The 26,741-nt window shown below is 75.1% G+C and carries 24 protein-coding genes, 2 tRNA genes and 1 pseudogene; 10 read left to right on the top strand and 17 right to left on the bottom strand.

The window, feature by feature from the left end:
* Positions 1 to 107 precede the first annotated feature (107 nt).
* The gene (recG, locus tag ACLQ2W_RS26820; RefSeq protein ID WP_425789739.1) at positions 108 to 2,309 is read right to left on the bottom strand and encodes an ATP-dependent DNA helicase RecG; all 2,202 of its coding nucleotides are present in this window, start codon (positions 2,307 to 2,309) and stop codon (positions 108 to 110) included.
* The gene (locus tag ACLQ2W_RS26815) at positions 2,306 to 3,919 is read right to left on the bottom strand and encodes a DAK2 domain-containing protein (RefSeq protein ID WP_425789737.1); all 1,614 of its coding nucleotides are present in this window, start codon (positions 3,917 to 3,919) and stop codon (positions 2,306 to 2,308) included. The genes recG and ACLQ2W_RS26815 overlap by 4 nt, the downstream gene beginning before the upstream one ends.
* Positions 3,920 to 4,160: 241 nt before the next feature.
* Between ACLQ2W_RS26815 and rpmB the strand changes: the two genes are divergently transcribed.
* Positions 4,161 to 4,352 carry a 50S ribosomal protein L28 gene (gene rpmB, locus ACLQ2W_RS26810; protein WP_007456456.1) on the top strand — a complete coding sequence of 64 codons (192 nt, stop codon included), beginning with the start codon at positions 4,161 to 4,163 and terminating at the stop codon, positions 4,350 to 4,352.
* 182 nt (positions 4,353 to 4,534) lie between these two features.
* On the top strand, positions 4,535 to 5,788 hold the full coding sequence (locus ACLQ2W_RS26805) for an ATP-grasp domain-containing protein (RefSeq protein WP_425789735.1): 1,254 nt from the start codon (positions 4,535 to 4,537) through the stop codon (positions 5,786 to 5,788).
* Between the two features lie 9 nt (positions 5,789 to 5,797).
* On the opposite strand, the gene ACLQ2W_RS26800 is transcribed toward ACLQ2W_RS26805, so the two are convergent.
* Both ACLQ2W_RS26800 and ACLQ2W_RS26795 read right to left on the bottom strand, forming a co-directional pair.
* Entirely contained in the window at positions 5,798 to 6,265 is a 468-nt protein-coding gene (locus tag ACLQ2W_RS26800) for a GNAT family N-acetyltransferase (protein ID WP_405092823.1), read from the bottom strand.
* A 162-nt stretch (positions 6,266 to 6,427) separates the two neighbouring features.
* On the bottom strand, positions 6,428 to 7,375 hold the full coding sequence (locus ACLQ2W_RS26795) for a thiamine-phosphate kinase (protein ID WP_425789732.1): 948 nt from the start codon (positions 7,373 to 7,375) through the stop codon (positions 6,428 to 6,430).
* Positions 7,376 to 7,531: 156 nt separating this feature from the next.
* On the opposite strand from ACLQ2W_RS26795, the gene ACLQ2W_RS26790 reads away from it, so the two are divergent.
* Positions 7,532 to 7,765, top strand: coding sequence for an Lrp/AsnC ligand binding domain-containing protein (locus ACLQ2W_RS26790; RefSeq protein ID WP_013284547.1), 234 nt, complete (start codon positions 7,532 to 7,534; stop codon positions 7,763 to 7,765).
* The gene (locus ACLQ2W_RS26785; protein ID WP_425789730.1) at positions 7,766 to 8,401 is read left to right on the top strand and encodes a DUF3515 family protein; all 636 of its coding nucleotides are present in this window, start codon (positions 7,766 to 7,768) and stop codon (positions 8,399 to 8,401) included.
* A gap of 16 nt (positions 8,402 to 8,417) precedes the next feature.
* Here ACLQ2W_RS26785 and ACLQ2W_RS26780 read toward each other — a convergent pair whose 3' ends face one another.
* The gene (locus tag ACLQ2W_RS26780) at positions 8,418 to 9,521 is read right to left on the bottom strand and encodes a D-alanine--D-alanine ligase family protein (protein ID WP_405092820.1); all 1,104 of its coding nucleotides are present in this window, start codon (positions 9,519 to 9,521) and stop codon (positions 8,418 to 8,420) included.
* A 345-nt stretch (positions 9,522 to 9,866) separates the two neighbouring features.
* On the bottom strand, positions 9,867 to 10,091 hold the full coding sequence (locus ACLQ2W_RS26775) for a hypothetical protein (RefSeq protein ID WP_405092819.1): 225 nt from the start codon (positions 10,089 to 10,091) through the stop codon (positions 9,867 to 9,869).
* A gap of 275 nt (positions 10,092 to 10,366) precedes the next feature.
* Here ACLQ2W_RS26775 and ACLQ2W_RS26770 point away from each other — a divergent pair, with 275 nt between their 5' ends.
* Positions 10,367 to 11,212, top strand: a complete 846-nt coding sequence (locus ACLQ2W_RS26770; protein ID WP_281935775.1) for a helix-turn-helix domain-containing protein — start codon at positions 10,367 to 10,369, stop codon at positions 11,210 to 11,212.
* A gap of 4 nt (positions 11,213 to 11,216) precedes the next feature.
* Positions 11,217 to 11,414, top strand: a complete 198-nt coding sequence (locus ACLQ2W_RS26765; RefSeq protein ID WP_107156132.1) for a DUF397 domain-containing protein — start codon at positions 11,217 to 11,219, stop codon at positions 11,412 to 11,414.
* A gap of 56 nt (positions 11,415 to 11,470) precedes the next feature.
* On the opposite strand, the gene ACLQ2W_RS26760 is transcribed toward ACLQ2W_RS26765, so the two are convergent.
* The 5 genes from ACLQ2W_RS26760 to ACLQ2W_RS26740 all read right to left on the bottom strand — a co-directional run bounded on the left by ACLQ2W_RS26760 (position 11,471) and on the right by ACLQ2W_RS26740 (position 16,394).
* Positions 11,471 to 12,505, bottom strand: a complete 1,035-nt coding sequence (locus ACLQ2W_RS26760; RefSeq protein ID WP_425789727.1) for an ROK family protein — start codon at positions 12,503 to 12,505, stop codon at positions 11,471 to 11,473.
* 67 nt (positions 12,506 to 12,572) lie between these two features.
* Positions 12,573 to 13,364, bottom strand: a complete 792-nt coding sequence (locus tag ACLQ2W_RS26755) for a putative protein N(5)-glutamine methyltransferase (protein ID WP_425789725.1) — start codon at positions 13,362 to 13,364, stop codon at positions 12,573 to 12,575.
* Positions 13,365 to 13,549: 185 nt separating this feature from the next.
* Positions 13,550 to 14,668, bottom strand: coding sequence for a cystathionine gamma-lyase (locus ACLQ2W_RS26750; protein ID WP_425789723.1), 1,119 nt, complete (start codon positions 14,666 to 14,668; stop codon positions 13,550 to 13,552).
* Complete coding sequence (locus ACLQ2W_RS26745; protein WP_405092815.1) at positions 14,665 to 15,672, bottom strand: NAD(P)H-dependent glycerol-3-phosphate dehydrogenase; 1,008 nt, start codon at positions 15,670 to 15,672, stop codon at positions 14,665 to 14,667. Before ACLQ2W_RS26745 ends, ACLQ2W_RS26750 begins: the two co-directional genes overlap by 4 nt.
* Complete coding sequence (locus ACLQ2W_RS26740) at positions 15,669 to 16,394, bottom strand: lysophospholipid acyltransferase family protein (protein ID WP_405092814.1); 726 nt, start codon at positions 16,392 to 16,394, stop codon at positions 15,669 to 15,671. The genes ACLQ2W_RS26745 and ACLQ2W_RS26740 overlap by 4 nt, the downstream gene beginning before the upstream one ends.
* 96 nt (positions 16,395 to 16,490) lie before the next feature.
* Between ACLQ2W_RS26740 and cofC the strand changes: the two are divergent.
* The 3 genes and pseudogenes from cofC to ACLQ2W_RS26725 form a co-directional block, all read left to right on the top strand.
* Positions 16,491 to 17,111: pseudogene (cofC, locus tag ACLQ2W_RS26735) on the top strand (2-phospho-L-lactate guanylyltransferase); the annotation flags it as partial.
* Positions 17,112 to 17,389: 278 nt separating this feature from the next.
* Positions 17,390 to 19,690, top strand: coding sequence for an RNA degradosome polyphosphate kinase (locus ACLQ2W_RS26730; protein ID WP_425789721.1), 2,301 nt, complete (start codon positions 17,390 to 17,392; stop codon positions 19,688 to 19,690).
* Positions 19,691 to 19,730: 40 nt separating this feature from the next.
* The gene (locus ACLQ2W_RS26725; RefSeq protein WP_425789719.1) at positions 19,731 to 20,612 is read left to right on the top strand and encodes an NUDIX hydrolase; all 882 of its coding nucleotides are present in this window, start codon (positions 19,731 to 19,733) and stop codon (positions 20,610 to 20,612) included.
* Between the two features lie 96 nt (positions 20,613 to 20,708).
* Here the strand turns inward: ACLQ2W_RS26725 and ACLQ2W_RS26720 are convergent, their stop codons facing one another.
* The 4 genes from ACLQ2W_RS26720 to leuC form a co-directional block, all read right to left on the bottom strand.
* Positions 20,709 to 22,631 (bottom strand): endonuclease/exonuclease/phosphatase family protein, encoded by a 1,923-nt coding sequence (locus tag ACLQ2W_RS26720; RefSeq protein ID WP_425789717.1) that lies wholly within the window; start codon positions 22,629 to 22,631, stop codon positions 20,709 to 20,711.
* A gap of 133 nt (positions 22,632 to 22,764) precedes the next feature.
* Positions 22,765 to 23,412 (bottom strand): HU family DNA-binding protein, encoded by a 648-nt coding sequence (locus ACLQ2W_RS26715; RefSeq protein WP_405094156.1) that lies wholly within the window; start codon positions 23,410 to 23,412, stop codon positions 22,765 to 22,767.
* A 160-nt stretch (positions 23,413 to 23,572) separates the two neighbouring features.
* Positions 23,573 to 24,160, bottom strand: a complete 588-nt coding sequence (gene leuD, locus ACLQ2W_RS26710) for a 3-isopropylmalate dehydratase small subunit (RefSeq protein WP_425789715.1) — start codon at positions 24,158 to 24,160, stop codon at positions 23,573 to 23,575.
* Positions 24,161 to 24,175: 15 nt separating this feature from the next.
* Positions 24,176 to 25,618 (bottom strand): 3-isopropylmalate dehydratase large subunit, encoded by a 1,443-nt coding sequence (gene leuC / locus ACLQ2W_RS26705; RefSeq protein WP_405092809.1) that lies wholly within the window; start codon positions 25,616 to 25,618, stop codon positions 24,176 to 24,178.
* Between the two features lie 49 nt (positions 25,619 to 25,667).
* Between leuC and ACLQ2W_RS26700 the strand changes: the two genes are divergently transcribed.
* The gene (locus ACLQ2W_RS26700; protein ID WP_091084913.1) at positions 25,668 to 26,354 is read left to right on the top strand and encodes an IclR family transcriptional regulator; all 687 of its coding nucleotides are present in this window, start codon (positions 25,668 to 25,670) and stop codon (positions 26,352 to 26,354) included.
* A 79-nt stretch (positions 26,355 to 26,433) separates the two neighbouring features.
* On the opposite strand, the gene ACLQ2W_RS26695 is transcribed toward ACLQ2W_RS26700, so the two are convergent.
* Both ACLQ2W_RS26695 and ACLQ2W_RS26690 read right to left on the bottom strand, forming a co-directional pair.
* Positions 26,434 to 26,506, bottom strand: a tRNA-Glu gene (locus tag ACLQ2W_RS26695).
* A 162-nt stretch (positions 26,507 to 26,668) separates the two neighbouring features.
* Positions 26,669 to 26,741 (bottom strand) — tRNA-Glu (locus ACLQ2W_RS26690).

The raw sequence follows: 26,741 nt of genomic DNA, 5'->3' as shown, positions 1-26,741 counted from the left end.
TTCACGGAAAGAGTGGCCTTCGGGGCCCAGTTAGCCACTATTTCCGTGAAACAGGGCGGCCGGGACGTCGCGGCCCCGCGTACTCCGCACAGGGTCGACCGGCGGGGTCAGCCCTTCTCCAGGTATTCGGCACGCTCCTCGTCGACCAGGGCGGCGACGGACGCGGCCAGCGCCGGGTGCCGGGCCAGCTCCGGATCCTCCTCGACCAGCTCGATCGCCTCGGCGCGGGCGTCCCGGATCAGCTCCGTGTCGCGCAGGAGCGACAGCAACCGCAGGTGTGAGCGCCGGCCGGACTGGGACGCGCCGAGCACGTCGCCCTCCCGGCGCTGCTCCAGGTCGAGCTCGGCCAACTTGAACCCGTCGGTGGTGGAGGCCACCGCGTCCAGCCGCTCCCGGGCCGACGAGCCCTCGGCCGCCTCGGTGACCAGCAGGCAGAGACCCGCGGCCGACCCCCGGCCGACCCGGCCGCGCAACTGGTGCAGCTGGGAGACGCCGAACCGGTCGGCGTCGAGCACGATCATCACGGTCGCGTTGGGCACGTTCACGCCCACCTCGACCACCGTGGTCGCCACCAGCACGTCCAGGTCACCGGCGGCGTACGCGCGCATCACCGCGTCCTTCTCGTCGGCCGGCAGCCGCCCGTGCAGCACGCCGATCCGCAACCCGTGCAGCGGCCCGTCGGCGAGCAGCGGGGCCACCTCGGTCACCGCCAGCGGCGGCCGGCGGCCGTTGTCGTCCTCCCGCGGCGCCTCCTCGTCGGAAATCGGGCCGTCTCCGATCCGGGGGCAGACCACGTACGCCTGATGACCCTTGCCGACCTCCTCGCGCAGCCGACGCCAGGCCCGGTCCAGGAAGGCCGGCTTCTCGGCGGCCGGCACCACGTGCGAGGCGATCGGCGAGCGGCCCTGCGGCAACTGGGACAGCGTGGAGGTCTCCAGGTCGCCGTAGACGGTCATGGCGACCGTGCGCGGGATCGGGGTGGCGGTCATCACCAGCACGTGCGGCGGCTGCTCGGCCTTGGCACGCAGCGCGTCCCGCTGCTCCACGCCGAACCGGTGCTGCTCGTCCACCACCACCAGGCCCAGGTCGGCGAAGTCGACACCCTCGTAGAGCAGCGCGTGCGTGCCGAGCACGATGCCGGCCCGGCCCTCGGCCACCTCGGCCAGGGCACGGCGTCGGGCCGCCGCGCCCAGCGAGCCGGTGACCAGCTCCACCCGGGTGGCGTCGTCGGCGGCGCCCAGCTCACCCGCCGTGCCGAGCGGGCCGAGCAGCTCCCGGATGCCGCGGTGGTGCTGGGCGGCGAGCACCTCGGTCGGGGCGAGCAGCGCGGCCTGACCGCCGGCGTCGACCACCTGGAGCATGGCGCGCAGCGCCACCACCGTCTTGCCGGAGCCCACCTCGCCCTGGAGCAGCCGGTGCATCGGGTGCGCGGTGGCCAGGTCGGCGGCGATCTCCCGCCCGACCACCTGCTGACCGGGGGTCAGCTCGTACGGCAGCCGGGCGTCGAACGCGTCCAGCAGGCCACCCGCCCGGGCCGGTCGGGCCCGCGCCGGCCAGGCCGCCGCCCGGTGCTTGCGCTGCGCCAGGGTGAGCTGCACCGCGAACGCCTCGTCCCACTTGAGCCGGCGGCGGGCCCGGTAGAGCGCCTCCTTGCTGGACGGCCGGTGGATCTCCCGCAGGGCGGCGCCGATGCCGACCAGGTTGCGGGTGGCCCGCAGGGTGGCCGGCAGCGGGTCGTCCGGCGGGGTGAACGTGTCCAGCACGACCCGGACGCAGCGGGCGATCACCCAGGTCGGCACCGCCGCCGCGGCCGGGTAGACCGGGATCAGCGCGCCGGCGAACTCCTCGACCTCCTCGTTGGCCGCCGCCTCGCCGTCACCGCCCTCGCCGAGCAGGACGTACTCCGGGCCGTTGAGCTGCCGCTTGCCCCGGAACTCGGTCACCTTGCCGGCGAACAGCCCCCAGCGGCCCGGTCGCAGCTCCCGCTCCCGCCACGCCTGGTTGCCGAAGAAGGTGCAGGTCAGCACGCCGCCGGAACCGTCGCCGACGGTCACCTCCAGCAGGTTGCCGCGCCGCTGGCGCATCGGGCGGACCGCGGTGCGCTGCACCTGGGCCAGCACGGTGACCTGCTCCCCCACGTCGAGCGAGCGGATGTCGGTGTGCTCGCCGCGCTCGTCGTAGCGGCGCGGGAAGTGGTAGATCAGGTCACCGGCGGTGTGCAGGTCGAGGTGACCGGCAAGCGCCTTCGCGGTCTTCTCCCCGACCAGCTTCTTGAGCGGGGTGTCCACCGTCGACGGTTCGCTCGTCATTCGACCCCCAGCAGGAGCGGGTAGTGCGGCTGGCCGCCCTCGTACGCCTGCACCTCGACGAACGGCCAGGCGCGCTCGACGTGCGCGCGGACGCGGTCGGCCAGCCCGGCCGGGGCGTCCGCCCCGCAGAGCAGCGTGACCAGCTCGCCGCCGCCGCCGAGCATCCGGTCGACCACGGCGGTGCAGGTGTCGGTCAGATCCTGCCCGATCAGATGCACCTCGCCCTCCACCAGGGCCAGCACGTCACCCGGCCGGCACGGGCCGGCGACGGTGAGCGCCTCCCGGCCGGCGTGGCAGACCTCGGCGTAGCGGCAGGCGCCGGCGGCCTCGGCCATCGCGATCACGTCGTCCTCGAAGCGGCGCCTCGGGTCGCGGACGGCGAGCGCGGCGAGCGCCTGCACCGGCGAGCGGGTGGGCACCACGCTGACCTTGATGCCGAGGCGGTGCGCCTCCCTGGCCGCCGCGCTCGCCACCGACTGCGTGTTCGGGTCGTTCGGCAGCACCACCACCCGGGCCGCGTCGGTGGCCCGGACCGCGTCGAGCAGCTCACCGGTGGACGGGTTGGCCGGCACCACCACCGCACCCTCGGCGGCGAACAGCTCGGCGATCCCGGCGCCGGTGGCGACCACCACGGCGGCCCGGCCACCGGACGGCGTCGGCGGCGGGCCGGGCGCCGGAACGGGGTGGTCGGCGAAGCGGGTCACCGTGATCCGGTGCGGCCGGCCGGCGACCACGCCCGCCTCCACGGCGGCCCCGACGTCGTTGACGTGCACGTGCACGTTCCAGGTGCCGTCGCCGTCCCCGACCACGGCCAGGGAGTCGCCGAGCCCGGCCAGCTCGCCGCGCAGCCGCCCGACCGCCTCCTCGGTGGCGTCGAGGAGGTACTGCACCTCGTAGGCGTACGCGTCGGAGCCGGTCTCCCGGACGGCGGCCCCGGGCCGGTGCGGCGCGGCCGGAGCGGGGGCCGGCCGGCCGGGGCTCTCCCCGGTGATCACCTCGACCAGCGCGTCGAGCAGCAGGCACAGCCCGCGCCCGCCGGCGTCGACCACGCCGGCGCGGGCCAGCTCGGGCAGTTGCTCCGGGGTGCGGGCCAGCGCGTCCGTGGCCGCCTCGGCGGCGGCCCCGGCCACCGTGCGCAGGTCGTCGCTGTCCGCCCGCTGGGCCGCGCGGGCCGCTGCGGCGACCACGCTCAGCAGCGTGCCCTCGACCGGCCGGGCGACCGCGGCGTAGGCGGCGGTGGCGGCGTCGGCGAGCGCACCGGCGAGCTGCCGGCCCCGGACCGCCGGCGCGGCGGCGAGCGCGTCCGCGAGGCCGCGCAGGATCTGCGAGAGGATCACCCCGGAGTTGCCCCGCGCGCCGAGCAACGCGCCGCGGGCCATCAGCCGCAGCGCGTGCCCGTGCGGGGTGTGCCCGTCGTCGGGGAGGGTGCCGAGATCCATGGCCAGGGCCTGCTGGGCCGAGGTGAGCGTGAGCACCAGGTTGGTGCCGGTGTCGCCGTCCGGCACCGGGTAGACGTTGAGGCCGTCGATCTCGCCCTGGTGCCGCTGGAGGGCGGCCAGCCCGCTCGTGCACCAGCGGCGCACCGCGGCGGCGTCGAGGGTGTCCAGCACGTCGGGAAGCCTACTGGCGCACACCGACACGCGCCGGGGTCGTCCGGCGTGTCCGCCCGGCCGGTCGGCCCGGTCGGCCCCGGTCCCGGGCCGACCACACGCCGACCCGGCCGGCCGGTACGCTGGATGGGCTCGGCGAAGGGCCGATTGGGCGTACCGACCGGCATCGGGTAACCTGGCCAGGTTGCCCGGGCTGCGCCTGGCGGCGACCTCATGAACGTTTCAATCCCAGGAGTATCCCGTGGCTAGCGTGTGCGACGTCTGTGGCAAGGGACCGGGCTTCGGCCACAACGTGTCCCACTCGCACCGGCGGACCAACCGCCGCTGGAACCCGAACATCCAGTCGGTGCGTACCCCGGCCGGTGGCGGCAACACCAAGAAGTTGCAGGTCTGCACCTCGTGCATCAAGGCCGGCAAGGTCACCCGCGCCTGACGCGGAGCACCACCGGAGCATCGTCGGTCGCCGGCGGACCCCTCGGGTCCGCCGGCTTCTGTCGTGTCCGCCGGTCCGCGGCGACCGCTGACCGACCGTACGGCGACCGGCTGGTCCCCGCCGGTTAGGGTGCTGCTGCGCCGGCCGTCCGGCTCCGGCGCGGACCGTGGGGAGGACGACCGGTGGACCTCGATCTGGGCCGCGAGCAACTGGTGGTGGTGGGCGGGTCGTTCGGCTCGTTGCGCTGGTTCGACCAGGAGCTGCCGGCCGGCAGTGTGGTGCTGGTCGAGGAGCCGGACGTGATCCGCCGCCGCGACCTGGTCCGGTTCGCCGAGGAGCTGCCGCTGATCGGCCGCCTGGTGGCCGCGGAGTACCAGACCGGCCTGGACGTCGACGCCCTGCTCGGTCGCGAGCCCGGCCTGGCCGACGCGCGCCTGGTGCTGCCCGGCCTGGAGTACGCGGTCGCCGCCACCGCCCGGCTGGCCGACCGGCTCGGCCTGCCCGGCGCCGGGGCGGTCGCCGCGGACATCTTCTCCGACAAGCACCGGATGCGGCTGCTCGCCGACGAGATCGGCCTGGCCAACCCGGCCTACGAGCTGGTCGACGACGCGGGCCGGGCGGCGGAGTTCGCCCGCGCGCACGGCGGCCGGTGCGTGCTCAAGCCCACCCGCCGCTCCGGCAGCCTCGGCGTGCAGCTCATCACCGACCCGGCCGAGGTGCCGGCCCGCTGGGCGGCCAGCGCCACCCCGCCGGAGCCGGCCGAGGCCACCGCGGGCCTGCCCACCGGCGTCCTGGTCGAGGAGTTGCTGGTCGGCTCCGAGCACAGCGTGGAGCTGCTGGTCGCCGACGGCGAGGTGATCTTCGCCAACGTCACCGACAAGCGGGTCGCCGGTGGCCGGCACCCGGTGGAGACCGGGCACACCGTGCCGTCCGCGCTGCCGCCGGCCGAGCACGACGCGATGCGGTCGGCGGCGGCCCGCCTCGCCGCGGCGGCCGGCTTCGGCAGCGGCATGCTGCACAGCGAGTGGATCCTGGCGGACGGCGTGCCGACGCTCGTGGAGTGCGCCGCCCGGATGCCCGGCGACATGATCACGGCGCTCATCTCGATCGCCTACGAGCGGGACGTCATCGAGGCGTACCTGCGGGTGCTGCGCGGCGAACGGCCGGCGCTGCCGCAGCGGCCGACCGGCGCGGCGGCGATCGAGTTCCTGACCGCCCCGCCCGGCCGGGTCACCGCGGTGGACGGCCGGCGGGCGGCGCTGCGCGTGCCGGGCGTGCTCGACGTCCAGGTCGAGACGAAGGTCGGGCAGACCGTGCCCGAGCTGCTCTCCTCGGCGCACCGCAGCGGGCACCTGATGACCTGGGGCGCGACGCCGGACGAGGCGGCGGTCGCCGCCCGACGGGCCGCCGCGGAGATCCGGATCACGGTCGGCTGAGGGCGGCGGTCAGAGCGTCCGGCCGAACGACAGGCAGCCCGGCGCGTCCCGGTAGTAGCCGAAGTTCGGGATCCGCTCGTAGCCGGCCGAGGCGTACATGGCGAGCGCCTCGGGCTGCTTGTCGCCGCACTCCAGCACGATCCGCTTCCGGCCGGCGTCGCGGGCGGACCGCTCGATCGCGGCGAGCACCGCACGGGCCACGCCCCGGCCCCGGGCGGCCGGCGCGGTGTACATCCGCTTCAGCTCGGCCTCCTCGCCGTCCGCGCCGTGGCTGCGCCAGCCGCCGCAGCCCACCGGCAGGCCGTCCAGGTACGCGACCAGGAACGCGCCGGCCGGCGGGACGAACTCGGCGGCGTCGACGGGCGTCTCGTCGCCGTTGCCGCCGTACCGCCGGCCCAGGTCGGCCAGCGCCGCCCGGATCAGCTCCTGCGACTCGGGCGCGTCGAAGCGCCGCGGGAGGATCTCGATCTCGCTCACCGTGCCAGGCTACGACCGGCCCCGGCACCCGGCCGGCGCCGGTCGCCACGCTCGGACGCAGATCACTGCGGGCCCCGGCGGAAGAGCCTGCTGGTCCGCTCTACGACGGGTCGGCTGGTCCGCCCTGCGACGGGTCAGCTGGTCCGCCCTGCGACGGGTCGGCTAGTCCGCCCTGCGGAAGTGGTCCCAGCCACGCGGGCCGTCGTAGTCACCGCCGTCGACGGTGACCCCGGCGCCCTCGGTGACCCGGCCGACCGGACGCCAGCCGTCCGGCAGCGCCGCGTCGGCGGGGAACGTGGCCGCCAGGGCGTGGTCGTCGCCGCCGGCCAGGATCCAGGAGTACGGGTCGACGCCGAGCGCCTGCGCCGCGTCGCGCATCTGTCGGGGCACCTCGAACGCGTCCCGGCTCAGGTCGACCGCCACCCCGCTGGCCGTGGCCACGTGTCCCAGGTCGGCGAGCAGCCCGTCCGAGACGTCGATCATGGCGGTGGCGCCGGCCGCGGCGGCGTCCGGCCCGGCGGCGTACGGCACCTCGGGGCGGCGGAACGCCTCGACCAGCAGCCGGGGCGTACGGAAGCCGCGGGACAGCACGGTGAAGCCGGCCGCCGCCCAGCCGGTACGCCCGGCGAGCGCCACCACGTCGCCCGGTCGTGCCCCGGAGCGGACCACCGGCGCGCGGCCGGCCAGGTCACCGAGCGCGGTGACCGCGACGGTCAGCGTCGGGCTGGCGGACATGTCGCCGCCGACCACGCTCGCGCCCACGCCGGCCGCCTCCGCGCCCAGCCCGTCCGCCAGTTCCTCGGCCCAGGCCGGGTCCAGGTCGGCCGGCATGCAGAGCGCGACCAGCAGCGCGGTCGGCGTCGCGCCCATGGCGGCGACGTCGGCGAGGTTGGCCGCGGCGGCCCGGTGCCCGACGTCCCGCGCCGAGGACCAGTCCCGCCGGAAGTGCCGCCCCTCGACGAGCACGTCGGTGGAGGCGACCACCCGCCGGTCCGGCGCCGCCACCAGCGCCGCGTCGTCGCCGGGGCCGAGCAGGCAGCTCTCCCCGTACGACAGCCGGGCGGTCACCCGGTCGATCAGTCCGAACTCCCCGACACCCTCGACCGTCATGCCGTCCCCTCGTTCCGCTCCGTCGTTCCGCACGTTCCGCACCGTCCCCCGCCCTCGACCTGCCCGCCCACCGGCGACCGATAGGGATCACGCCCGGTCGGTACGGTAGTTTCACCCTTCGGGCCGCCCCAGGCGGCGACGGACGGAGGTCGAGTCGTGGTACAGGCGTACATCCTCATCCAGACCGAGGTCGGCCGGGCGCGTGACGTGGCCGGTCTGATCGCGGACCTTGCCGGCGTGGTACGGGTCGACGCCGTCACCGGGCCCTACGACGTGGTCGTGCTCACCGAGGCGAACACGGTCGACGAGCTGGGCAAACTCATCGTCAGCAAGGTGCAGATGGTGCCCGGCATCACCCGCACGCTCACGTGTTCGGTGGTGCGGCTGTAAGTGGACGAGACGGAACCCACCACGCGCCGGGACCCCGGCACCCGACGGGCCGCGCTCTGGGCCACGGTGATCGCGGTGCCGGTGACCCTGGCGGTGGCCGGCTTCACGTTCGCCAAGCTCGCGCCCGAGTCCCCGGACGCCGCGCCGAGCGCGTCGGCGAGCCCCCGGGCGCAGTCCACCGCGCCGGTCGAGCTGCCCGCGCCGGCGCTCGCCCAGCGCCCCGGGGTCGTCTGCCGCGCCCTGATCTCGCAGCTTCCCGACAGCGTGCGTGACCTGCGGCAGCGCCCGGTCACCGCGGGTCCGGAGCAGAACGCGGCGTACGGCGACCCGGCGCTCACCGTGGCCTGCGGCGCGGCGCCGCCGGTGCGGCCCTGCCCGTCGCCCACCGGCGGCGCCACGCTGCCCGCCGGTTGTTTCCCGGACACCGACGAGGTGTTCCGGGTCAACGGCGTCTGCTGGCACCCGGTGACCGGGGCCGGCGCCACGGTGCTGACCACCGTCGACCGGGAGGTGCCCGTCCAGGTCCGGGCGCCGGAGACGTACCAGCCCGCGTTGCAGTGGGTGGTGCAGATCTCCGACGCGATCGTCAGCGCGGTCCCCTCGGCGAAGCAGGCCCCCTCGGGCTGCGCCGGGTGACGCCCGGGCCGGCCCGTCAGCGGCCGGCGCGGCGGTGCAGGGCGGTACGGATCAGGCGGTTGACCAGCTTCGGGTACTCCAGCCCGCTGGCCGCCCACATGCGCGGGAACATCGAGGTCGGCGTGAAGCCCGGCATCGTGTTGATCTCGTTGAGGAAGACCTCCTGCGCCGGGGTGACGAAGAAGTCGACCCGGGCCAGGCCGGAGCAGTCAAGCGCGGTGAACGCCCGGGTGGCGTAGTCGCGCACCTGCCGGGTCACCGCCTCGGGCAGCTCCGCGGGGACGTCGTACTCGGTCACCTCGTCAGCGAAGATGTACTTGGCCTCGAAGTCGTACCAGTCTCGGTCGCCGATCATCCGCACCTCGGCGAGCACCGACGCCTCGGGCGCGCCGCCGGCCTCGCCCTCCAGCACGCCGCACTCGATCTCGCGGCCCACCACGGCGGCCTCCACCAGCACCTTGCTGTCGATCTCCCGGGCGGTGGCGAGCGCGGCGTCCAACCGCGCCCAGTCGTCGACCTTGGTGATGCCGAACGAGGAACCGGCGCGGGACGGCTTGACGAAGACCGGCAGGCCGAGGCGCTCCTTGTCCTCCTCGCTCAACGACATCCCGGCGCGCAGCACCGCGTACGGGCCGACCGGGATGCCCTCGGCCACGCAGAGCTTCTTGGTGAACTCCTTGTCCATGGCGGCGGCGGACGCGAACACGTTCGCCCCGACGTAGGGGAGGTCGGCCATCTCCAACATGCCCTGGATCGTGCCGTCCTCGCCGTACGCGCCGTGCAGCACCGGGAAGACCACGTCCACGTCGGCCAGCGCCACCGGACCCTGGGCCGGGTCGAGCACCATCAGGCCGCCGGCGGCCGGGTCGGCGCGCAGCAGCAGTTCGGCGCCGGAGCCGGCGGTGATCTCGGGCAGCTTGCGGTCGGCGATGGCGAGCCCGGCCGGGTCGCCGCTGGCGAGCACCCACTGGCCCCGCCGGGTGATGCCGACCGGGACGACCTCGAACTCGTCCGGGTCCAGGGCGGCCAGCACGCTGCCGGCGCTGACGCAGGAGATGCCGTGTTCGGGGCTCCGGCCGCCGAAGACGATCGCCACACGGGTCTTGCCTGGGGTGGTCATGGTCACCTCATCGTTCGCGGCTGCGGCTGGCCGTGCTCGCCGGTGGCGCTCACCCGGTTGACCTTACTGTGCGTCGTCGGCAGCGGTGGTCGATACCCGGGCAGAGCGCAACCGCGTGGCAAACGGTCAAGGTGACATATACGGGGAGTAACGGCGCGGGCGGCCGACGGCGGGACCAGCCGTCGGCCGCCCCGCGCCCCGACCCCCCGTGGCCCCGCCACGGGGTCGGGGCCCGTGTGGTGGAGGTGGGCGGCGGGCGGGGGGCGGCGGGGGGGGCCCCGCGCGGCCCCCCCCCCGGCTCCCCGACCCCCGTTGCCGCCTCCACGGGGTCGGGCCCGGTGTGGTTCAGGTGGCCGGCTGCCGGAGCCGGCGGCCGACCGCGATGACCTTGACCCGTTGCCGGCCGGCCCGCACCATGCCCAGCGCCATGAACGCGCCGGCGATCCGGTCGGCCGCCTCCCGGCTGCTCGCGCCGACCACCTGCCGGCGTCGTTCCGGGCTGGTCCGTTCGTCGCGTCCGGGGCCGTCGGTGGGGCGTACGTCGGTGAGGACCACGAGGAACCGGGTCATTCCGGGCCACCCCCGCGCCCGGGGCGGCAGGCCGTCACCGTCATCGCGATTCCTCCCCGTCTGGCGGACCGGGTAGGGGCACGCGGCGATCGGGTCGTGGGGGAGTAAACCCGACCGCCGCGCACCCCATCCCCTCCGGTCGCTCACCACCACCGTCGCCACGACAACCGGTGGTGAGGACGCCATCACAGGTTGACAGGTGGACGGGCGTGAATGCAACTCTCATCGGCTTTCTCTCATGCCCATTTTCCCACCGGATATGAGACCATCGATGCATGGCGCCGAAGACCGCCCGAGCCCGACGGCTCGGCATCGCCCTGCGAACCCACCGGGAGGCCGCCGGCCTCACGCTGGAGACCGCGGCCGACGAGATCAACAGCACCCGCAGCACGCTGTCCCGCTACGAGAACGCCCAGACGCTGATCAGCCCGGCCACCGTGCGCGCGCTGCTCACCAGCTACGGCGTGGGACCCGACGAGATCGCCGCGGCGGTCCAACTGGCCAAGGACGCCCGCAAGCCCGGCTGGTGGGTGTCCTACTCGTACCTGCTGGACCGCCGCACCATCGACTTCATCGCGCTGGAGGCCGAGGCCACCGGCATCGCGAACTTCGAACCGTCGGTGGTGCCGGGCCTGCTGCAGACCGCCGACTACATCCGCGCGGTGATGCGCGGCGGCCCGCACACGCTCAGCGACGAGCAGGTGGAGCAGCGCGTCCACCTACGGCTGGACCGCCAGCAGCGGATCACCGCGGCGGAGCCGCCGATCCTCGACGCCATCATCGACGAGGGCGCGCTGCTGCGCCCGGTCGGCGGCCGGGCGGTGATGGCCAGCCAGCTCCAGCACCTGCTCAAGATGACCGAGTTGCCGAACATCACGGTGCAGGTGATCCCGCTCTCCGCCGGCTACCACCGGGGCACCCGGGGTTCGCTGCACATCCTGGAGTTCGCCGACCCGGAGGACCCGATCATCGCGTCGGTGGAGACCGTCGCCGGGCAGATGGTCCTGGACCGGCCGGGCGACCTGCGTACCTGTACAAAGATCATGGAGCACCTGCGGACCGTGGCGTTGAGCCCGGCGGCCAGTCGGGACCAGCTCCTCCGTCTGCTCAACGAGAGGTGACCGCATGAACGGCACGACCCCCAGCCACCCGACCCCGCGGTGGCGCAAGAGCAGCCACAGCGGCGACGAGGGCGCCTGCGTGGAGATGGCGCCGCTGCCGGAGACCGTCGCGGTCCGCGACTCCAAGGACCCGACCGGCCCGGTGCTCGTGTTCCCGCCCGCCGCCTGGGCCGCCTTCACCGCCGCGCCGCCCCGCGCCTGACGACACCGCGCCGCGCCGGGCGCTGTTAAGCGGGGCCCCCGCCTCTACCAAAGGCGTTAAGCGGGGGCCCCGCCTTTCACCCGATCGAGGGCGGCGATCGCGACGCCCCGCGCGCCGGCCATGTCGCGGTCGGGCACCAGCGCGAACGTCGCCACCGCGCGTTGCTCGTCGCGGAGCACCGTGTGCTCCGCGACGGTGGCGAGGAACCAGTCCCGGAACTCCGGCGCGGCCTCCACCACGCCGCCACCGACGAAGTACGCGTGCGGGTCGGTGAAGTTCGCCGCGATGGTGAACAACCGCCCCAGCGCCCGAGCCTGCTGGCCGAACACCTGACGGGCCAACGGGTCGCCCCGCTCGCCGAGGTCGCGGAGCAGCTTCGCCGCCCGGCCGGGCTCCTCCGCCGCCAACGGATGCTCCGGATGCCGGGCCAGCCAGTACGGCAGCAGGTTGCGCCGGATGGCGGTGAGCGAGGCGACGCTCTCCGCGTCCCCGGCGAAGCCGCAGGCACAGACCGGCACCGGCTGGCCCGGTTCGAGCAGCCCGTCCAGCGGGATGTGCACGTGCCCGAACTCGCCCGCCATGCCGGCCGCGCCGCCGACCACCCGGCCGGCCTCGACCACGCCCCCGCCGAGGCCGGTGCCGACGATCGCGGACACCGACGAGCGGGCCGCCGCGTCCGCGCCGAAGTGCACGTGGTGGGCGTAGAGCGCGGCGGCGTTGCCGTCGTTGGCGTACACCACCGGCAGGCCGAGCCGCCGCTCCAGCGCGCTGCGCACGTCGTAGCCGCGCCAGGCGGGCTGCGCGAAGTTGGTCGACCCGCGCGACGAGATCACCCCGGTGGCGCTGGCCGGGCCGGGCGTGTCCAGCCCGACCGCGCGGACCAGCTCGCGGGGCATGCCGGTGTCCGCGAGCACCCCGTCGAAGGCCCGCGCGAGCGCCTCGACGGCCGCCTCCGGGCCGTCGCCCACCTCGCTCGGGATCTCGCGCAGCCCGTCCACCAGGAACCGGCCGTCGACGGTCAGCACGGTGGCGTTGTTGCTCGTGCCGCCGTTGTCCAGCCCCACCACCACCGGTATTCCTGTGCTGCCCACCGCCACCGCCTCGCCGTCGAGTCTGAGCCGAGGTTAGTTCCCGGCCGGCCCACCCGCCACGGCGACGTCAGCCGGGGCGGCGGGCGGTCACGGCGGTGGCCTCCCACTCCTCGTCGCGCACCACTGTCGGGTCCAGCCCGGCGGCGGTGAACACGGCGCAGAGCGCGGGTGCCTGCTCCTCGCTCACCTCGACCGCGAGGTGCCCGCCCGGGGCCAGCCACTCGGCCGCGCCGGCGGCCACCCGGCGCAGCACCGCCAGCCCGTCCGCGCCCCCGTCCAGCGCCACCGGCGCCTCGTGCAACCGGGCCTCGGCCGGCATCATCGCCACCGCGTCGCTCGGCACGTACGGGGCGTTCGCCACCACCAGGTCCAGCCGGCCGCGCCAGCGCGCCGGCACCGGCGCGAACAGGTCGCCCCGGTAGACCGGCACGCCCAGCGGGTCGAGGTTGCGCCGGGCGCAGGCCACCGCCACCGGGTCGACGTCGGCGGCGCCCAGCCAGCGCGGCGCCAGCCGGTCGTGCAGCACCACGGCGGCGGCGCCGGAGCCGCAGCACAGGTCCAGCACCGCCGGCGCCGGCCCGGTCACCGCCACGGCGGCGTCGACGAGCAGCGCGGTACGCCCCCGGGGCACGAACACGCCGGGGTGGACGATGATCCGCCGCCCGCAGAACTCGGCCCAGCCGAGCAGGTGCTCCAGCGGCAGGCCGGCGACGCGACGGTCGGCCAGGCGGGTCAGCGCGTCGGCCGAGTCGGCGGCGGCGATCAGAAGATCCGCCTCGTCCTCGGCGAAGACGCAACCGGCGGCACGCAGCCGGCGGACGAGGGCGGGACGGTCGGGAGTGAACACGGTGGATGCCATGGCAAGCCTCTCGGGGAACGCTCGTCGGCGCCCCCGGCGTCGCCTCAGCCCCGGGGCGACACGGACTCGGAGGGAGCGCCGGTCCTCTGCTGGTGGATCGGACTCACCTCCTCGTGTCGGGGCCGCACGGGCCGTGGCTGCCCGTCACGATAGCCCAGCGGTCGACCCACCGTCAGCCCGGCGCGTCAGCGCGCGGCGGCGTCCAACGCCGCGGCCACGTCGGCGACCAGGTCGGCGGCGTCCTCGATGCCGCAGGAGAGCCGGACGAAGCCGGGCACGGTGTCGTCGCCCCACTGGGCCCGCCGGTCGGCGGTGGTGTGCAGCCCACCGAACGAGGTGGCGGCCGCCACCAGGCGGGACGCGTCGAGGAACCGGGCCACCCGGTCGGCGTCGCCCAGGTCGAACGAGAGCACGCCGGGGACGCGCCGCATCTGCGTCGACGCCACCCGGTACGCCGGGTCCGCCGGCCGCCCCGGCCAGCGCAGGCCGGTCACGTCCGGCCGGCCGGCGAGCAGGTCGGCAAGCGCCCCGGCGTTGGCGGTCTGCCTCGCCAGCCGCAGGTCGACGGTGGCCAGCGAGCGGTGGGCCAGCCAGCAGTCGAACGCGCCGGGCACCCCGCCGGTGGTGGTCCGCCACCCGGTCACCGCGTCGCGCAGCGCGGCGTCGCGCGTCGCCACGTAGCCGAGCAGCAGGTCCGAATGGCCGGTGAGCGCCTTGGTGCCGGAGGCCACCACCACGTCCGCGCCGAGGTCCAGCGGGCGCTGCCCGAGCGGCGTCGCGGTGGTGTTGTCCACCGCCAGCAGCGCGCCCGCGGCGTGCGCCGCCCCGGCCAGCGCCGGCACGTCGGCCACGTCGAGGCCGGGGTTCGCCGGCGTCTCCAGCAGCACCAGCCGGACGCCGTCGAACGACGGGTACGGCCCGGCGGTCGGCACGAGGACGACGCGCACCCCGATCCGCTCCAGCGTGTCGGTGGCGAACGCGCGCACCGGGAAGTAGCCGTCGGCGGGGAGCAGCACCGTGTCACCGGGACGCAGCACGGCCAGCAGCAGCCCGGTGATGGCCGCCTGGCCGCTGGCGAAGGCCCGGCACTCCCCGCCCTCCAGCTCGCCGATCGCCGCCTCCAGCAGCCGGCGGGTGGGATTGTCCGGCCGCCCGTACCCGTCGGGCGCCGCCGCCGGCCCGCGCCACGGGTCGAGGTGGTACGGCGCGGCGAACACCGGGCCGGGCAGGAACGGCTGGCCCGGCACCGCCGCCGGCAGGCCGGCGTGGACGCTGCGGGTGCCGTCCCCCCAGCCCGCGCTCACTCGTACGACTCCGGCTTGGCGGTGCGGCTCATCAGCGCGTCCACGGCCAGGCGAGGGTCCATCCCCTCGTGGCAGATCCGCTCGATCTGCTCGGTGATCGGCATCTCCACCCCGTGCGCCCGGGCCAGGTCCCGGATGGCCAGGCAGCTCTTCACGCCCTCGGCGGTCTGCCGGGTGGCCGCCTGGGCCTGCTCCAGCGTCTCGCCCCGGCCCAGGTGCTCGCCGAACGTGCGGTTGCGGGCCAGCGGCGACGAGCAGGAGGCGACCAGGTCGCCCATGCCGGCCAGCCCGGCGAAGGTGATCGGGTCGGCGCCGAGCGCCACGCCCAGCCGGGCGGTCTCGGCCAGGCCCCGGGTCATCAGCATGGCGCGGGTGTTGTCGCCGAAGCCCATCGCGGTGGCGATGCCGTAGGAGAGCGCGATCACGTTCTTCACCGCGCCGCCCAGCTCGCAGCCGATCACGTCGTCGTTGGTGTACGGGCGGAAGTAGGGCGTCCGGATCGACGCCTGCACCAGCGCGGTACGCCGACTGTCGGTGCCGGCGACCACGGTGGCGGCGGGCTGCTCGGCGGCGATCTCCGGGGCCAGGTTGGGCCCGGAGACCACGACCACCCGGTCCGCCGGCACCCCGGCCGTCTCCATGATCACCTGGCTCATCCGCTTGGTGGTGCCCAGCTCGATGCCCTTCATCAGGGACACCAGCGTGGCGTCGGGGGCCAGGTACGGCGTCCACTCGGCGAGGTTGCCGCGCAGCGTCTGCGAGGGCACCGAGAGCACCACCACCTCGGCCCCCTCGATCGCCTCGGCGGCGTCGCCGGTGGCGGTGACCCGCTCGGGCAGGCGCACGTCCGGCAGGTACTCCGGGTTGCGCCGCCCGTCACGGATCGCCTCGGCCACCGCGGCGCGGCGGGCCAGCACCGTCACGTCCCGCCCGGCGTCGGCGAGGATCTTGGCGAACGCGGTCCCCCAGGAACCGGCGCCCAGCACCGCGACGTGCCCGCTCATTCGGAGACCTCCGGGGTGCCGGTACGGGCCGGGCGCTGCCACAGCGGCGGCGGTGTGCCGCCCCGGATCTCGGCGACCAGGTCCCGGATCCGCAGCATGATGGTGTCCGTCATCTCCTCCAGGATCGGCCGGGTCGGCGTGGCGCCCGCCCACCGGCCCAGGTCGACCGGCGGCCCGGCGACCACCGTCACCGGCGTACGCGGGCGCAGCCCGAACCGGGCCGTGCGCGGGTCGAACATCCGCTCCGGGCCGATCATGGCCACCGGGATCACCGGGGCGCCGGTGGCCAGCGCCAGCCGGGCCGCGCCGGTCTTGCCCCTCATCGGCCACAGCTCCGGCTCCCGGGTGGTGGTGCCCTCCGGGTAGATCACCACGGCGCCTCCCTCGTCCAGCGCGGCGATCAGCTTGTCCAGCGACTTGACCGCCTCGACGCTGCCCCGCTCGACCGGGATCTGCTTGCACCGGTGCAGGATCCAGCCGATCACCGGCACCCGGAACACGCTGGCCTTGCCGAGGAACTGCGGCCAGCGCCCGGCGTCGTAGATGAAGTGCGCGGAGACCAGCGGGTCGGCGTGCGAGATGTGGTTGGGCACGATGATGATGCCGCCGTCACCCCCCAGGTGCTCCATGCCCCGCCAGGTGCGCCGGGTCCAGACGGTCAACACCGGCTTCACCAGCACCACGGCGAACCGTTGCCAGAATCCCAGCCTCCGCGGTGCCACAGTGCCTCCTCGTTCCGCCCCACGCGCCCCGGGGAAGAATCATGCCTGCTCGCCACCGGTCCGGCCAGTGAGGGTACCGCCGGCCGCGCTGGCAGGATGGTCGGTGTGCCTGAGCCCAGCTGGACCGTGGTGACGCCGGTGAAGCACCTCGGGGTGGCGAAGAGCCGCCTGCGTGGCGCGCTGCCCGGCGTACCCCATGAGGAGCTGGCGCTGGCTCTGGCGGCCGACACGGTGCGCGCGGCGCTGGCCTGCCCGGCGGTCGGGCGGGTGCTGGTGGTCACCGACGACCCGCGGGTGACCGCCACCGTGACCGCGGCGGGCGCCCGGGTCGCGGGCGACCCCGCCGGCGGGCTCAACGCCGCCTTCCGGCACGGCGCCGCGGTGGCCGGGCCGCGCGCCCCGGTGGCCGCCCTCACCGCCGACCTGCCGGCGCTGCGCCCGGCCGAGCTGGCCGCGGCGCTGCGCGCGGTCGAGGGGGTACGCGGATTCGTCGCCGACGCCCCGGGCACCGGCACGGTGCTGCTGGCCACGCCGCCCGGGGTCCCGCTGGCGCCCCGCTTCGGGCCCGGTTCGGCCGGTGCGCACGCGGCCAGCGGCGCGCTGCCGCTGGCCGGCGACTGGCCCAGCCTGCGGCGGGACGTGGACACCGCGGCCGACCTGGCCACCGCCGCCGGGTTGGGCCTGGGGCCGCGCACCGGCGCGCTGCTGGACCGCGCCGGCGACCCGGTCCGGTACGGTGCTGGCATGCAGGGCACGGTGGCCACCTACGACGCGTCGACGCGCAGCGGCGTGCTGCTGCTCGACGACGGCACCGAGCTGGCGTTCCCGGCCCGCGCCTTCGACGCCTCCGGGCTGCGGCTGCTGCGGCTCGGGCAGCGGGTACGCGTGGAACGGGACGCGGCCGGCGAGGTCACCCGGGTGACGTTGCCGACGATGGCCTGAACAACCTGGTCGAGTTCATTTTCCGTTCACCCTCGTCAGGGAATCATGGGGTGGTGAGCACCCCTCGCGAGCACTCCGACGGTCCGCCGCCCATCCTCGACCCCGGCACGCCCCGCAACGGCCGCCCGACGCGCGGCACGGACGGACGGTTCCGGCCGTCCCGGCCGCCCGAGGAGCGCCTCGGGGCCGACCCGGACGCGGCCGGCGCCACCGGGCTGGACGAGCCGCTCGACCCGGTCGAGGGGCCCGGCCCGATCGCCGGCCCGCGGGACGAGCCGCCGGCCGCGGAGCCGCTGCCGGAGGACCGCTTCCTCAACCGGGAGCTGTCCTGGCTCGACTTCAACGCCCGGGTGCTCGCGCTCGCCGAGGACCCCCGGACGCCGCTGCTGGAGCGGGCGAAGTTCCTGGCCATCTTCGCCGGGAACCTGGACGAGTTCTACATGGTGCGGGTGGCCGGGTTGAAGCGCCGGCTCTCCGCCGGCCTGCCGGTCCGCGGCGGCGACCGGCTGCCGCTGCGAACCCAGCTCGACCTGATCACCGAGAAGGCCGCCGACCTGGTGGCCCGGCACGCCGCCTGCTTCGTCGACGACGTGCTCCCCCGGCTCGCCGAGGAAGACGTCCGCATCCTGCGCTGGAGCGAGCTGGACGACGCCGAGCGGGAGCGGCTGCGCACCTGGTTCCGGGAGCACATCTTCCCGGTGCTCACCCCGCTGGCGGTCGACCCGGCGCACCCGTTCCCCTACATCTCCGGCCGGTCGCTGAACCTGGCCGTCTCGGTGCGCGACCCGGACGGCGGCTCCGAGCTGTTCGCCCGGGTCAAGGTGCCGAACAACGTGCCCCGGTTCGTCCGGGTCACCCGGGACCGGCCCGGCGTCCGCTTCCTGCCGGTGGAGGACCTCATCGCCGTCCACCTGGGCCAACTCTTCTCCGGCATGCAGGTGGTCGAGTGCCACCTGTTCCGGGTCACCCGCAACGCCGAGGTGGAGGTCGACGAGGACCGCGACGAGGACCTGCTCCAGGCGCTCGAACGGGAACTGGCCCGGCGCCGGTTCGGCCCGCCGGTGCGGCTGGAGGTGGCCGCCTCCATCTCCGACCACATGCTGGAGCTGCTCGTCCGCGAGCTGGACATGGACGACCACGACGTGCTGCGGGTCCGCGGCCTGGTCGACCTCTCCGCGCTCTGGCAGGTGTACGGCGAGGCCGACCGCCCCGACCTCAAGGACCGGCCGTTCGTGCCGGCCACCCATCCCCGGTTGACCGAGGGCGAGGTGCCGCGCAGCGTCTTCGCCACCCTGCGCGACGGGGACGTGCTGGTGCACCACCCGTACCACTCGTTCGCGACAAGCGTGCAGCGCTTCGTCGAGCAGGCCGCGGCCGACCCGAACGTGCTCGCCATCAAGCAGACGCTGTACCGCACCAGCGGCGACTCCCCGATCGTCGACGCGCTCGTCGACGCCGCCGCCGCCGGCAAGCAGGTGGTGGTGCTGGTCGAGGTGAAGGCGCGCTTCGACGAGGTGGCCAACATCGGCTGGGCGCGCACGCTGGAGCGGGCCGGCTGCCACGTGGTCTACGGCCTGGTCGGCCTGAAGACGCACTGCAAGACCGCGCTGGTGGTGCGGCAGGAGGGCAACCAGATCCGGCGCTACTGCCACATCGGCACCGGCAACTACCACCCGAAGACCGCCCGGCTCTACGAGGACTTCGGCATGCTCACCGCCGACCCGGAGATCGGCGCCGACCTGACCGACCTGTTCAACGTGCTCACCGGCTACAGCCGGCAGACGGCCTTCCGGCGGTTGCTGGTCGCGCCGCAGGGCATCCGCAGCGGCCTGATCGAACGGATCGAGCGGGAGATCGAGCACGTCCGGCTGGGCATGCCGGGCCTGGTGCAGTTCAAGGTGAACGCGCTCGTCGACGAGGAGATCACCGACGCGCTCTACCGGGCGTCCCGGGCCGGCGTGCACGTGGACCTGCTGATCCGGGGCATGTGCACGCTGCGGCCGGGCGTGCCGGGGCTGTCGGAGAACATCCGGGTCCGGTCGATCCTCGGCCGGTTCCTGGAGCACTCCCGCATCTTCCGGTTCGGCAACAACGGCGACGCCGAGTTCTGGATGGGCTCGGCCGACCTGATGCACCGCAACCTGGACCGCCGGGTCGAGGCGCTGGTGCAGGTGAGCGACCCGGTGGCCCGCGCCGAGCTGGACCACGTGCTGGCCGCCGCGTTCGATCCCGAGGTGGACGCGTTCGAGTTGGCCGCGGACGGCACCTGGCACCGGCGTACCGGCGACGGCGACACACTGCCGACCCATCTCCAGGACCTGTTGCTGCGTCGGGTCGGCGGCCGGGCGGACTGAGCGGCGCGCGACACGCGGCGGGCGGGCATACGGTGATCGGATGAGCGACGACGAGCCGGTGCGGATCCGGGCGGCGGGCGGGGTCGTCTGGCGTCCCGGCCCCGGCGGTGTCGAGATCTGCCTGGTGCACCGCCCCCGGTACGGCGACTGGTCGCTGCCGAAGGGCAAGCTGGACGCCGGCGAGCACCCGCTGGCGGCCGCCGTCCGGGAGGTGGCCGAGGAGACCGACGTGCGGGCGGTGCCGCAGGTGCGCCTGCCCACGGTCCGCTACCGCAGCGAGGGTCGCGCCAAGGCGGTCGACTGGTGGTCGATGCGGGCCGTCGGCAGCGGCGGTTTCCAGCCCGGCACCGAGGTGGACGACGTGGCCTGGTTCCCGGTCGACGCGGCGGCCCGCCGGGTCAGCTACCCGCACGACGCGGAGGTGATCGCCGCGTTCGCGGCGCTGCCGCCGGTCACCACGACCGTGCTGCTGGTCCGGCACGCGCACGCCGGCAAGCGGGGCACCTGGTCCGGTCCGGACACCGGCCGGCCGCTGGACGCCGAGGGGCGGGACCAGGCGCGGGCGCTGGTGCCGCTGGTGGCCCTGGTCCGCCCGGCCCGCCTGCTCTCCGCCTCGGCCCGCCGGTGCGTGCAGACGCTGGACCCGGCGGCGGCCCGGCTGGACCTGCCGATCGAGGTCTGCGGCGACCTGGACGAGCCGGGGCCGGGTCAGCAGCCCGAGGAGTGCGCGTTGGCCGCCGCCGCGCGGTTGGCCGCGTTGGCCGCCGCCGGGGAGCCGGTCGCGGTGTGCAGCCAGGGCAAGGTGATCCCGGGCGCGCTGGAACGGCTCACCGGCCACGCCGACGACTTCACCACCGCCAAGGGCGGCGGCTGGCTGCTCCCGTTCGCCGGCAACCGTCTCCTCCCCCCCGACCGCTTGTAAGGCGGGGGCCCCGCTTAACGCTTTCGGTAGAGGCGGGGGCCCCGCTTAACACCGCGGTGTTAAGCGGGGCCCCCGCCTTACCCGGCGGGCGGCGGCTCAGGGCAGCGCGACGGTGACGCGCACCGGGAGGTGGTCGCTGGCCTCGGTGCGCGGGGCACGCGCCTCGGCGGCGGTCACGCCCGGCGAGACGAAGACGTGGTCGATCTGGGTCCGCGGGTCGTCGGCCGGGCTGGTCCGCAGCGGCCGGGCCGCGGCCAGCGCGTCCACCAGACCGGCGCCGGTGAACTCGGCGAACGCCGGGTCGGCCGGCTCGGTGTTCAGGTCGCCGCCGAGCACCAGCGGCCGGCCGGCCGCGTACCCGCGGGCGAACGTGGCCGCCTCGCGGGCCTGCTCCACCGGGTCCCGGCCGGGCGGCGGTTGCAGGTGGGTGGCGACCACGGCCAACTCCCGCCCGCCGAGGTCGAGCGTGACGCCGAGGACCTGCGCGCCGGTCGGCGCGCCGTGCGCGGGCAGCGTCCGGGTCCGACCGGAGCGCGCCGGAAACCGGCTGAGCACCGCGTCGCCCCAGACCGGGTCGGCGGCGGGCGCGAAGACGTACGGCATCCGCAGCCGCGCCGCCAGCAACGCCAACGTGTCGTGGCCGCCGTTGAGCCACCACCCGCGGTCCACCTCGCTGAGCAGCACCACGTCCGCCCCGCGCAACGCCCGGGCCACCGCGTCGAGGTCCAGCCGGCCGTCCAGGCCGAACCCCATCCGGATGTTGTACGCGGCCACCCGGACCGTGGCCGGCGCGACGCCGGGCCGCGGGGCGGACAGCGGCGTGTGGTGGAACACGGGCACGAGCGCGGTCGCCAGCACCAGCGCGGCCACACTCCACCGCCGGGCCCGCCCGGACAGCTCCGTCGGCGACCAGGACGGCCCGGCAACGGCCACCAGGCCGACCAGGAGCGCCGTGGCGACCGGCACCCACCCGTTGGGGTACCCCAGGTCGTAGGCGGCGTAGTAGGCGATCGTGGCCGCCGCGAAGACCACCGTCCCGCCGACCGCCGCCCGACCGCGCCGCGCGGCTGCCCGCCGGTCCGGCACGTCGCCACCGGGCGCGGCGGTGTCGGTGCGGGCCAGGCAGCCACCGAGGCCGGCGGCGGTGAGCAGGTACGCCGGCCCGAGCCGCCCGGCGGCGAACAGCACCGCCCCGGCGAGCAGCGCGACCGGCCAGAGCACCCGGGCCACCCGGGCCAACCGGGCCGGGGGCCGGTACAGCGCGGTCACCAGGAACAGCGCGACCGCCAACGCACCCCACGGTGCGACGCCGACCGGGTCGCGGGACAGACCGGGGAAGCCGACCGGGTCACGGGACAGACCGGGGAAGCCGGCCGGGCCGACACCCGAGGCGGCCGCCCACACCGCCGGGGCGAGCGCGATCTGGTTGGCCAGCAGCAGTGCCGGGCCGCAGAGCAGCCACGCCCGGCGGCCGGCCGCCGACGGCTCCCCCGGCCCCGCGTCGGGCGGCGGCGCGGGCACGGTCGCGGCGGCCAGGAACGCCGCCACCAACGCCACGCTCAGCGTCCAGCCGAGCGCGCCGCCACGCCAGACCAGGTCCTCGGTGCCGAGCAACGCGTGCCCGGCGGCGGCGCCGGCCAGGCCGAGCGCCAGCCCGGGCACCGGCCGGTCGATGCGGGCGGCGGTGGCGGCGAGCCAGGTCAGTCCGGCGAGCAGGCCGGCGCACGCGAGCCAGAGCTGGGCGCCGCCACCGGGCGCGGCGGTGAGCGCCAGCCGGGCGGCGGCGAGCACGCCGGCCGCGGCGAGGCCGACCGGGCGGGCGCCGAGCCGACGGACCACGGTGGGCGCGGCCAACGCGAGCAGGAACCAGCCGAGCGCGAACGCGCCGAGCAGTTCGGCGGGTGTCTCGGCGGCGCGGCCGAAGAGCGTGATGACCGACGGCAGCCAGACCCGCAGGACGTCCAGGAAGACCGCGACGCCCAGGGCGAGCGCGACGGTGGAGAGGTGACGATGCCGCACAGGCGCCTCTTCTCGTGACCGAGGGGGTTTCGGCACGGCGATTCTGCGGGCCGGTACGGCGGGCGGTCAACGCGTACCGACGAAACGAGGGCGCCCACCGCGAACGGTGGGCGCCCTCGTTCGGGCCGTCCGGTCAGCGCCGACTGGCGGCCTTCTTGGCCGGTGCCTTCTTCGCGGGTGCCTTCTTCGCCGCCGTGGTCTTCTTGGCCGTGGCGGACTTCGCCGCGGTCGTCTTCTTGGCGGCGGGCGCCTTCTTCGCCGTGGCGGACTTCGCCGCGGTCGTCTTCTTCGCCGCCGTGGCCGTCTTGGTCGCGGTGGCCGTCTTGGTCGCGGTGGCCTTCTTCGCCGGCGCGGCCTTCTTGGTCGCGGCGGTGGTCTTGGTGGCCTTCGCCGCCGTGGTCTTCTTGGCGGCCCCGGTGGTCTTCGCCGCCGTGGTCTTCTTCGCCGCCGCCGTGGTCTTGGTGGCGGCGGTGGTCTTCTTCGCGGCGGTGGTGTCCTTCGGAACCTTGCCGCTGGCGACCATCTCCTTGAAGCCCGCACCCGCCCGGAAGGTCGGGACGGAGGTCTTCTTGACCTTCACCGCCTCGCCGGTCCGCGGGTTGCGCGCTGTTCGGGCCCCACGGACGCGCTTCTCGAACGCTCCGAAACCGGTGATCGCCACCTTCTCGCCCTTGGTGACCGCCGCCTGGACCTCAGCGAGAACCGCGTCGAGCGCGGCCGTCGCCGTTTTCCGGTCCCCCAGGCGAACGGCGAGCGCCTCGATGAGCTCGGCCTTGTTCACGACTTCCTCCCGATTGTGCAACTGACTCGACGCGAGCCATTCTGCGCGCACCGTATGCCCTGTGCTGCCTGGACACAAACATTCGGTGGAAAAAAGCCCTTGTGTCGCAACGGATTCGCCCCCACCGGCCGGGCCGGTGGGGGCGAAAAGGGGCTCGGGGTCAGGCGATCGAGGGCAGGAACGCCGGCCGGACGGCCTCGTACGCGCCGATCTCGGCCTCGTGGCGGAGGGTGAGTCCAATGTCGTCCAAGCCCTCCATCAGCCGCCACCGGCTGTGGTCGTCCAGCGGGAAGGCCCAGGTGGCCTGCCCGGCGTGGACCTGGCGGGCGGTGAGGTCGACGGTGACCGCGGTGGTGGGCTCGGACTCCACCAGATCCCACAGCTCCTCGACGGCCTTCAATTCCAACTCCACCGGAAGGAGACCTTCCTTGAGGGCGTTGCCCCGGAAGATGTCACCGAAGCGGGGCGAGATCACCGCCCGGAAGCCCCAGTCCCGCAGCGCCCAGACGGCGTGCTCGCGGGACGAGCCGGTGCCGAACTCGGGGCCGGCGACGAGAATCGACGCCCCCGCGTAGGCGGGGTTGTTGAGCACGAACGACGGGTCCTCCCGCCACGCGCTGAAGAGGCCGTCGGCGAAGCCCGTCCGGGTCACCCGCTTGAGGTACACGGCGGGGATGATCTGGTCGGTGTCCACGTTGGACCGACGCAGCGGCACGGCGGTGCCGGTGTGTGCGGTGAACTTGTCCATCTCTCGGCTGCCCTTCTACAGGTCGGCGGGGGCGGCCAGCCGGCCGACCACGGCGGTGGCGGCGGCGACCGGCGGGGACACCAGATGGGTACGTCCGCCCCGGCCCTGGCGGCCCTCGAAGTTGCGGTTGGAGGTCGAGGCGGAGCGCTCCCCCGGCTTCAGCGTGTCGGGGTTCATGCCGAGACACATGGAGCAGCCGGCGAACCGCCACTCGGCGCCGGCGTCGGTGAAGACCTGGTGCAGCCCCTCGATCTCGGCCGCCTCCCGGACCGCGGCGGAGCCGGGGACCACGAGCATGCGTACGCCGTCGGCGACCCGGCGCCCGCGCAGCACCTCGGCGGCGGCCCGCAGGTCCTCCAGCCGGCCGTTGGTGCAGGAGCCGACGAAGACCACGTCCACCGCGAGGTCGCGCAGCGGCGTGCCGGGGGTGAGGTCCATGTACTCCAACGCCCGGCGGGCGGCCACCCGCTCCGGCTCGGTGCCGAACTCCTCCGGGTCCGGCACGGCCGCGCCCAGCGGCACGCCCTGACCCGGGTTGGTGCCCCAGGTGACGAACGGGGTGATCCGGCCGGCGTCCAGCGTCACCTCGGTGTCGAACGTCGCGCCGTCGTCGGTGGGCAGCGTCCGCCAGAACTCCAGCGCCGCGTCCCAGTCGGCCCCCTGGGGCGCGTGGGGCCGCCCCTTCAGGTACGCGAACGTGGTCTCGTCCGGCGCGATCATGCCCGCCTTGGCGCCCCACTCGATGGACATGTTCGCGATCGTCATCCGCCCCTCCATGGAGAGGTCCCGGATCGCCTCGCCCCGGTACTCGACGATGTGGCCGCGCCCGCCGCCGGTGCCCACCTGCGCGATCAGCGCGAGCACCAGGTCCTTCGCGGTGACGCCGGGGGCCAACTCGCCGACGACGTTCACGGCCATCGTCCTCGGCCGGGCCTGGGGCAGCGTCTGGGTGGCCAGCACGTGCTCCACCTCACTGGTGCCGATGCCGAACGCGAGCGCGCCGAACGCGCCGTGGGTGGCGGTGTGCGAGTCGCCGCAGACGATCGTCATGCCCGGCTGGGTGAGGCCGAGCTGCGGGCCGATGACGTGCACGATGCCCTGGTTCTCGTCGCCGAGCGGGTGCAGCCGCACGCCGAACTCGGCGCAGTTGCGGCGCAGCGTCTCGATCTGGGTGCGGGAGGTGGGGTCCGCGATCGTGAGCAGGTCGCCGCGCCGGGAGCGGAACGCCGGGTCGTCGTACCCGGTAGGGGTGTTGTGGTCCTCGGTCGCGATGGTCAGATCGGTCCGGCGGACACCGCGACCGGCCAGGCGCAGGCCGTCGAACGCCTGCGGGCTGGTCACCTCGTGCAGCAGGTGCAGGTCGATGAAGAGCAGGTCCGGCTCGCCGGCGGCGGAGCGGACCACGTGCGCGTCCCAGACCTTCTCGGCCAGGGTCCTCGGTTGAGTGACTCCCACCATCTGGACATCCTAAATTCTGGGAGGTAAATTTCGGCTTGTGGGACACAGTATGAGCGGTGTCGGCGTTCTCGACAAGGCGGTGGTCATCCTGGCCGCCTGTGTCGACGGCGCCAGCCTGGCCGAACTCGTTGAACGCACCAAGCTGCCCCGGGCCACCGCGCACCGGCTGGCGCAGGCGCTGGAGATCCACCGGATGCTGGTCCGGGACACCCAGGGCCGATGGCGCCCCGGGCCACGCCTGGGCGAGCTGGCGAACGCGGCGCCGGACGTGCTGCTCACCGCCGCCGAGCCGCTGCTCGCCGCGCTGCGCGACGCCACCGGCGAGAGCGCCCAGCTCTACCTGCGCCGCGCCGACGAGCGGATCTGCGTGGCCGCCGCCGAACGCGCCAGCGGCCTGCGGGACACCGTCCCGGTCGGTTCGGTGCTGCCGATGGTCGCCGGCTCGGCGGCGCAGATCCTGCTCGCCTGGGAGCCACCCGAGGCGGTCATGCCGCTGCTGCCCCGCTCCAAGTTCACCGGCCGCACGCTGGCCGAGGTGCGCCGGCGCGGCTGGGCGCAGAGCGTCGCCGAGCGGGAGGCGGGCGTGGCGAGCGTCTCGGCCCCGATCCGCGACCGCACCGGCCGGGTGATCGCCGCGATCAGCATCTCCGGCCCGATCGAGCGCCTCGGCCGCCGTCCCGGCGAACGCCACGCCATGGCCGTCGTCCGGGCCGGCCAACGCCTCTCCGGCCTCTGACCCCCGCCGGGCGCGAGGATCCCGGCGAAACGGCGAACGGCCCGCCTCGCGAGAGCGAGACGGGCCGTTCGGTGAGCTGTAGCCCCGACCGGATTCGAACCGGCGCTACCGCCTTGAGAGGGCGGCGTCCTGGGCCACTAGACGACGGGGCCAGGCACTTTTCCTGCTTCACCACCCTCGCGGGCGGTGCGGGAGTAGTCTAGCGGCACCGCTTCCGGCGCCGCTGCGGGGGGTCGCCCCGCGAGACGGCCGAGCACACCGGGGCCGAACAGCAGAACAGCCCGCCCCGAGAACGGGACGGGCTGACGGTGCTGTAGCCCCGACCGGATTCGAACCGGCGCTACCGCCTTGAGAGGGCGGCGTCCTGGGCCACTAGACGACGGGGCC

This window comes from Micromonospora sp. DT227 (assembly GCF_049841835.1).
Taxonomy (GTDB): Bacteria; Actinomycetota; Actinomycetes; order Mycobacteriales; family Micromonosporaceae; genus Micromonospora.
Note: the sequence above shows the minus strand (reverse complement) of the source record. Positions and strands in the feature narration are given on the sequence as shown.

Excerpts from the sequence above, each read along its gene's own strand:
- recG (WP_425789739.1), bottom strand. The coding sequence starts at position 2,309 with ATGACGAGCGAACCGTCGACGGTGGACACCCCGCTCAAGAAGCTGGTC.
- ACLQ2W_RS26795 (WP_425789732.1), bottom strand. The coding sequence starts at position 7,375 with ATGACGGTCGAGGGTGTCGGGGAGTTCGGACTGATCGACCGGGTGACC.
- ACLQ2W_RS26780 (WP_405092820.1), bottom strand. The coding sequence starts at position 9,521 with ATGACCACCCCAGGCAAGACCCGTGTGGCGATCGTCTTCGGCGGCCGG.
- ACLQ2W_RS26775 (WP_405092819.1), bottom strand. The coding sequence starts at position 10,091 with ATGACCCGGTTCCTCGTGGTCCTCACCGACGTACGCCCCACCGACGGC.
- ACLQ2W_RS26770 (WP_281935775.1), top strand. The coding sequence starts at position 10,367 with ATGGCGCCGAAGACCGCCCGAGCCCGACGGCTCGGCATCGCCCTGCGA.
- ACLQ2W_RS26765 (WP_107156132.1), top strand. The coding sequence starts at position 11,217 with ATGAACGGCACGACCCCCAGCCACCCGACCCCGCGGTGGCGCAAGAGC.
- ACLQ2W_RS26755 (WP_425789725.1), bottom strand. The coding sequence starts at position 13,364 with ATGGCATCCACCGTGTTCACTCCCGACCGTCCCGCCCTCGTCCGCCGG.
- ACLQ2W_RS26745 (WP_405092815.1), bottom strand. The coding sequence starts at position 15,672 with ATGAGCGGGCACGTCGCGGTGCTGGGCGCCGGTTCCTGGGGGACCGCG.
- ACLQ2W_RS26725 (WP_425789719.1), top strand. The coding sequence starts at position 19,731 with ATGAGCGACGACGAGCCGGTGCGGATCCGGGCGGCGGGCGGGGTCGTC.
- leuD (WP_425789715.1), bottom strand. The coding sequence starts at position 24,160 with ATGGACAAGTTCACCGCACACACCGGCACCGCCGTGCCGCTGCGTCGG.
- leuC (WP_405092809.1), bottom strand. The coding sequence starts at position 25,618 with ATGGTGGGAGTCACTCAACCGAGGACCCTGGCCGAGAAGGTCTGGGAC.
- ACLQ2W_RS26700 (WP_091084913.1), top strand. The coding sequence starts at position 25,668 with ATGAGCGGTGTCGGCGTTCTCGACAAGGCGGTGGTCATCCTGGCCGCC.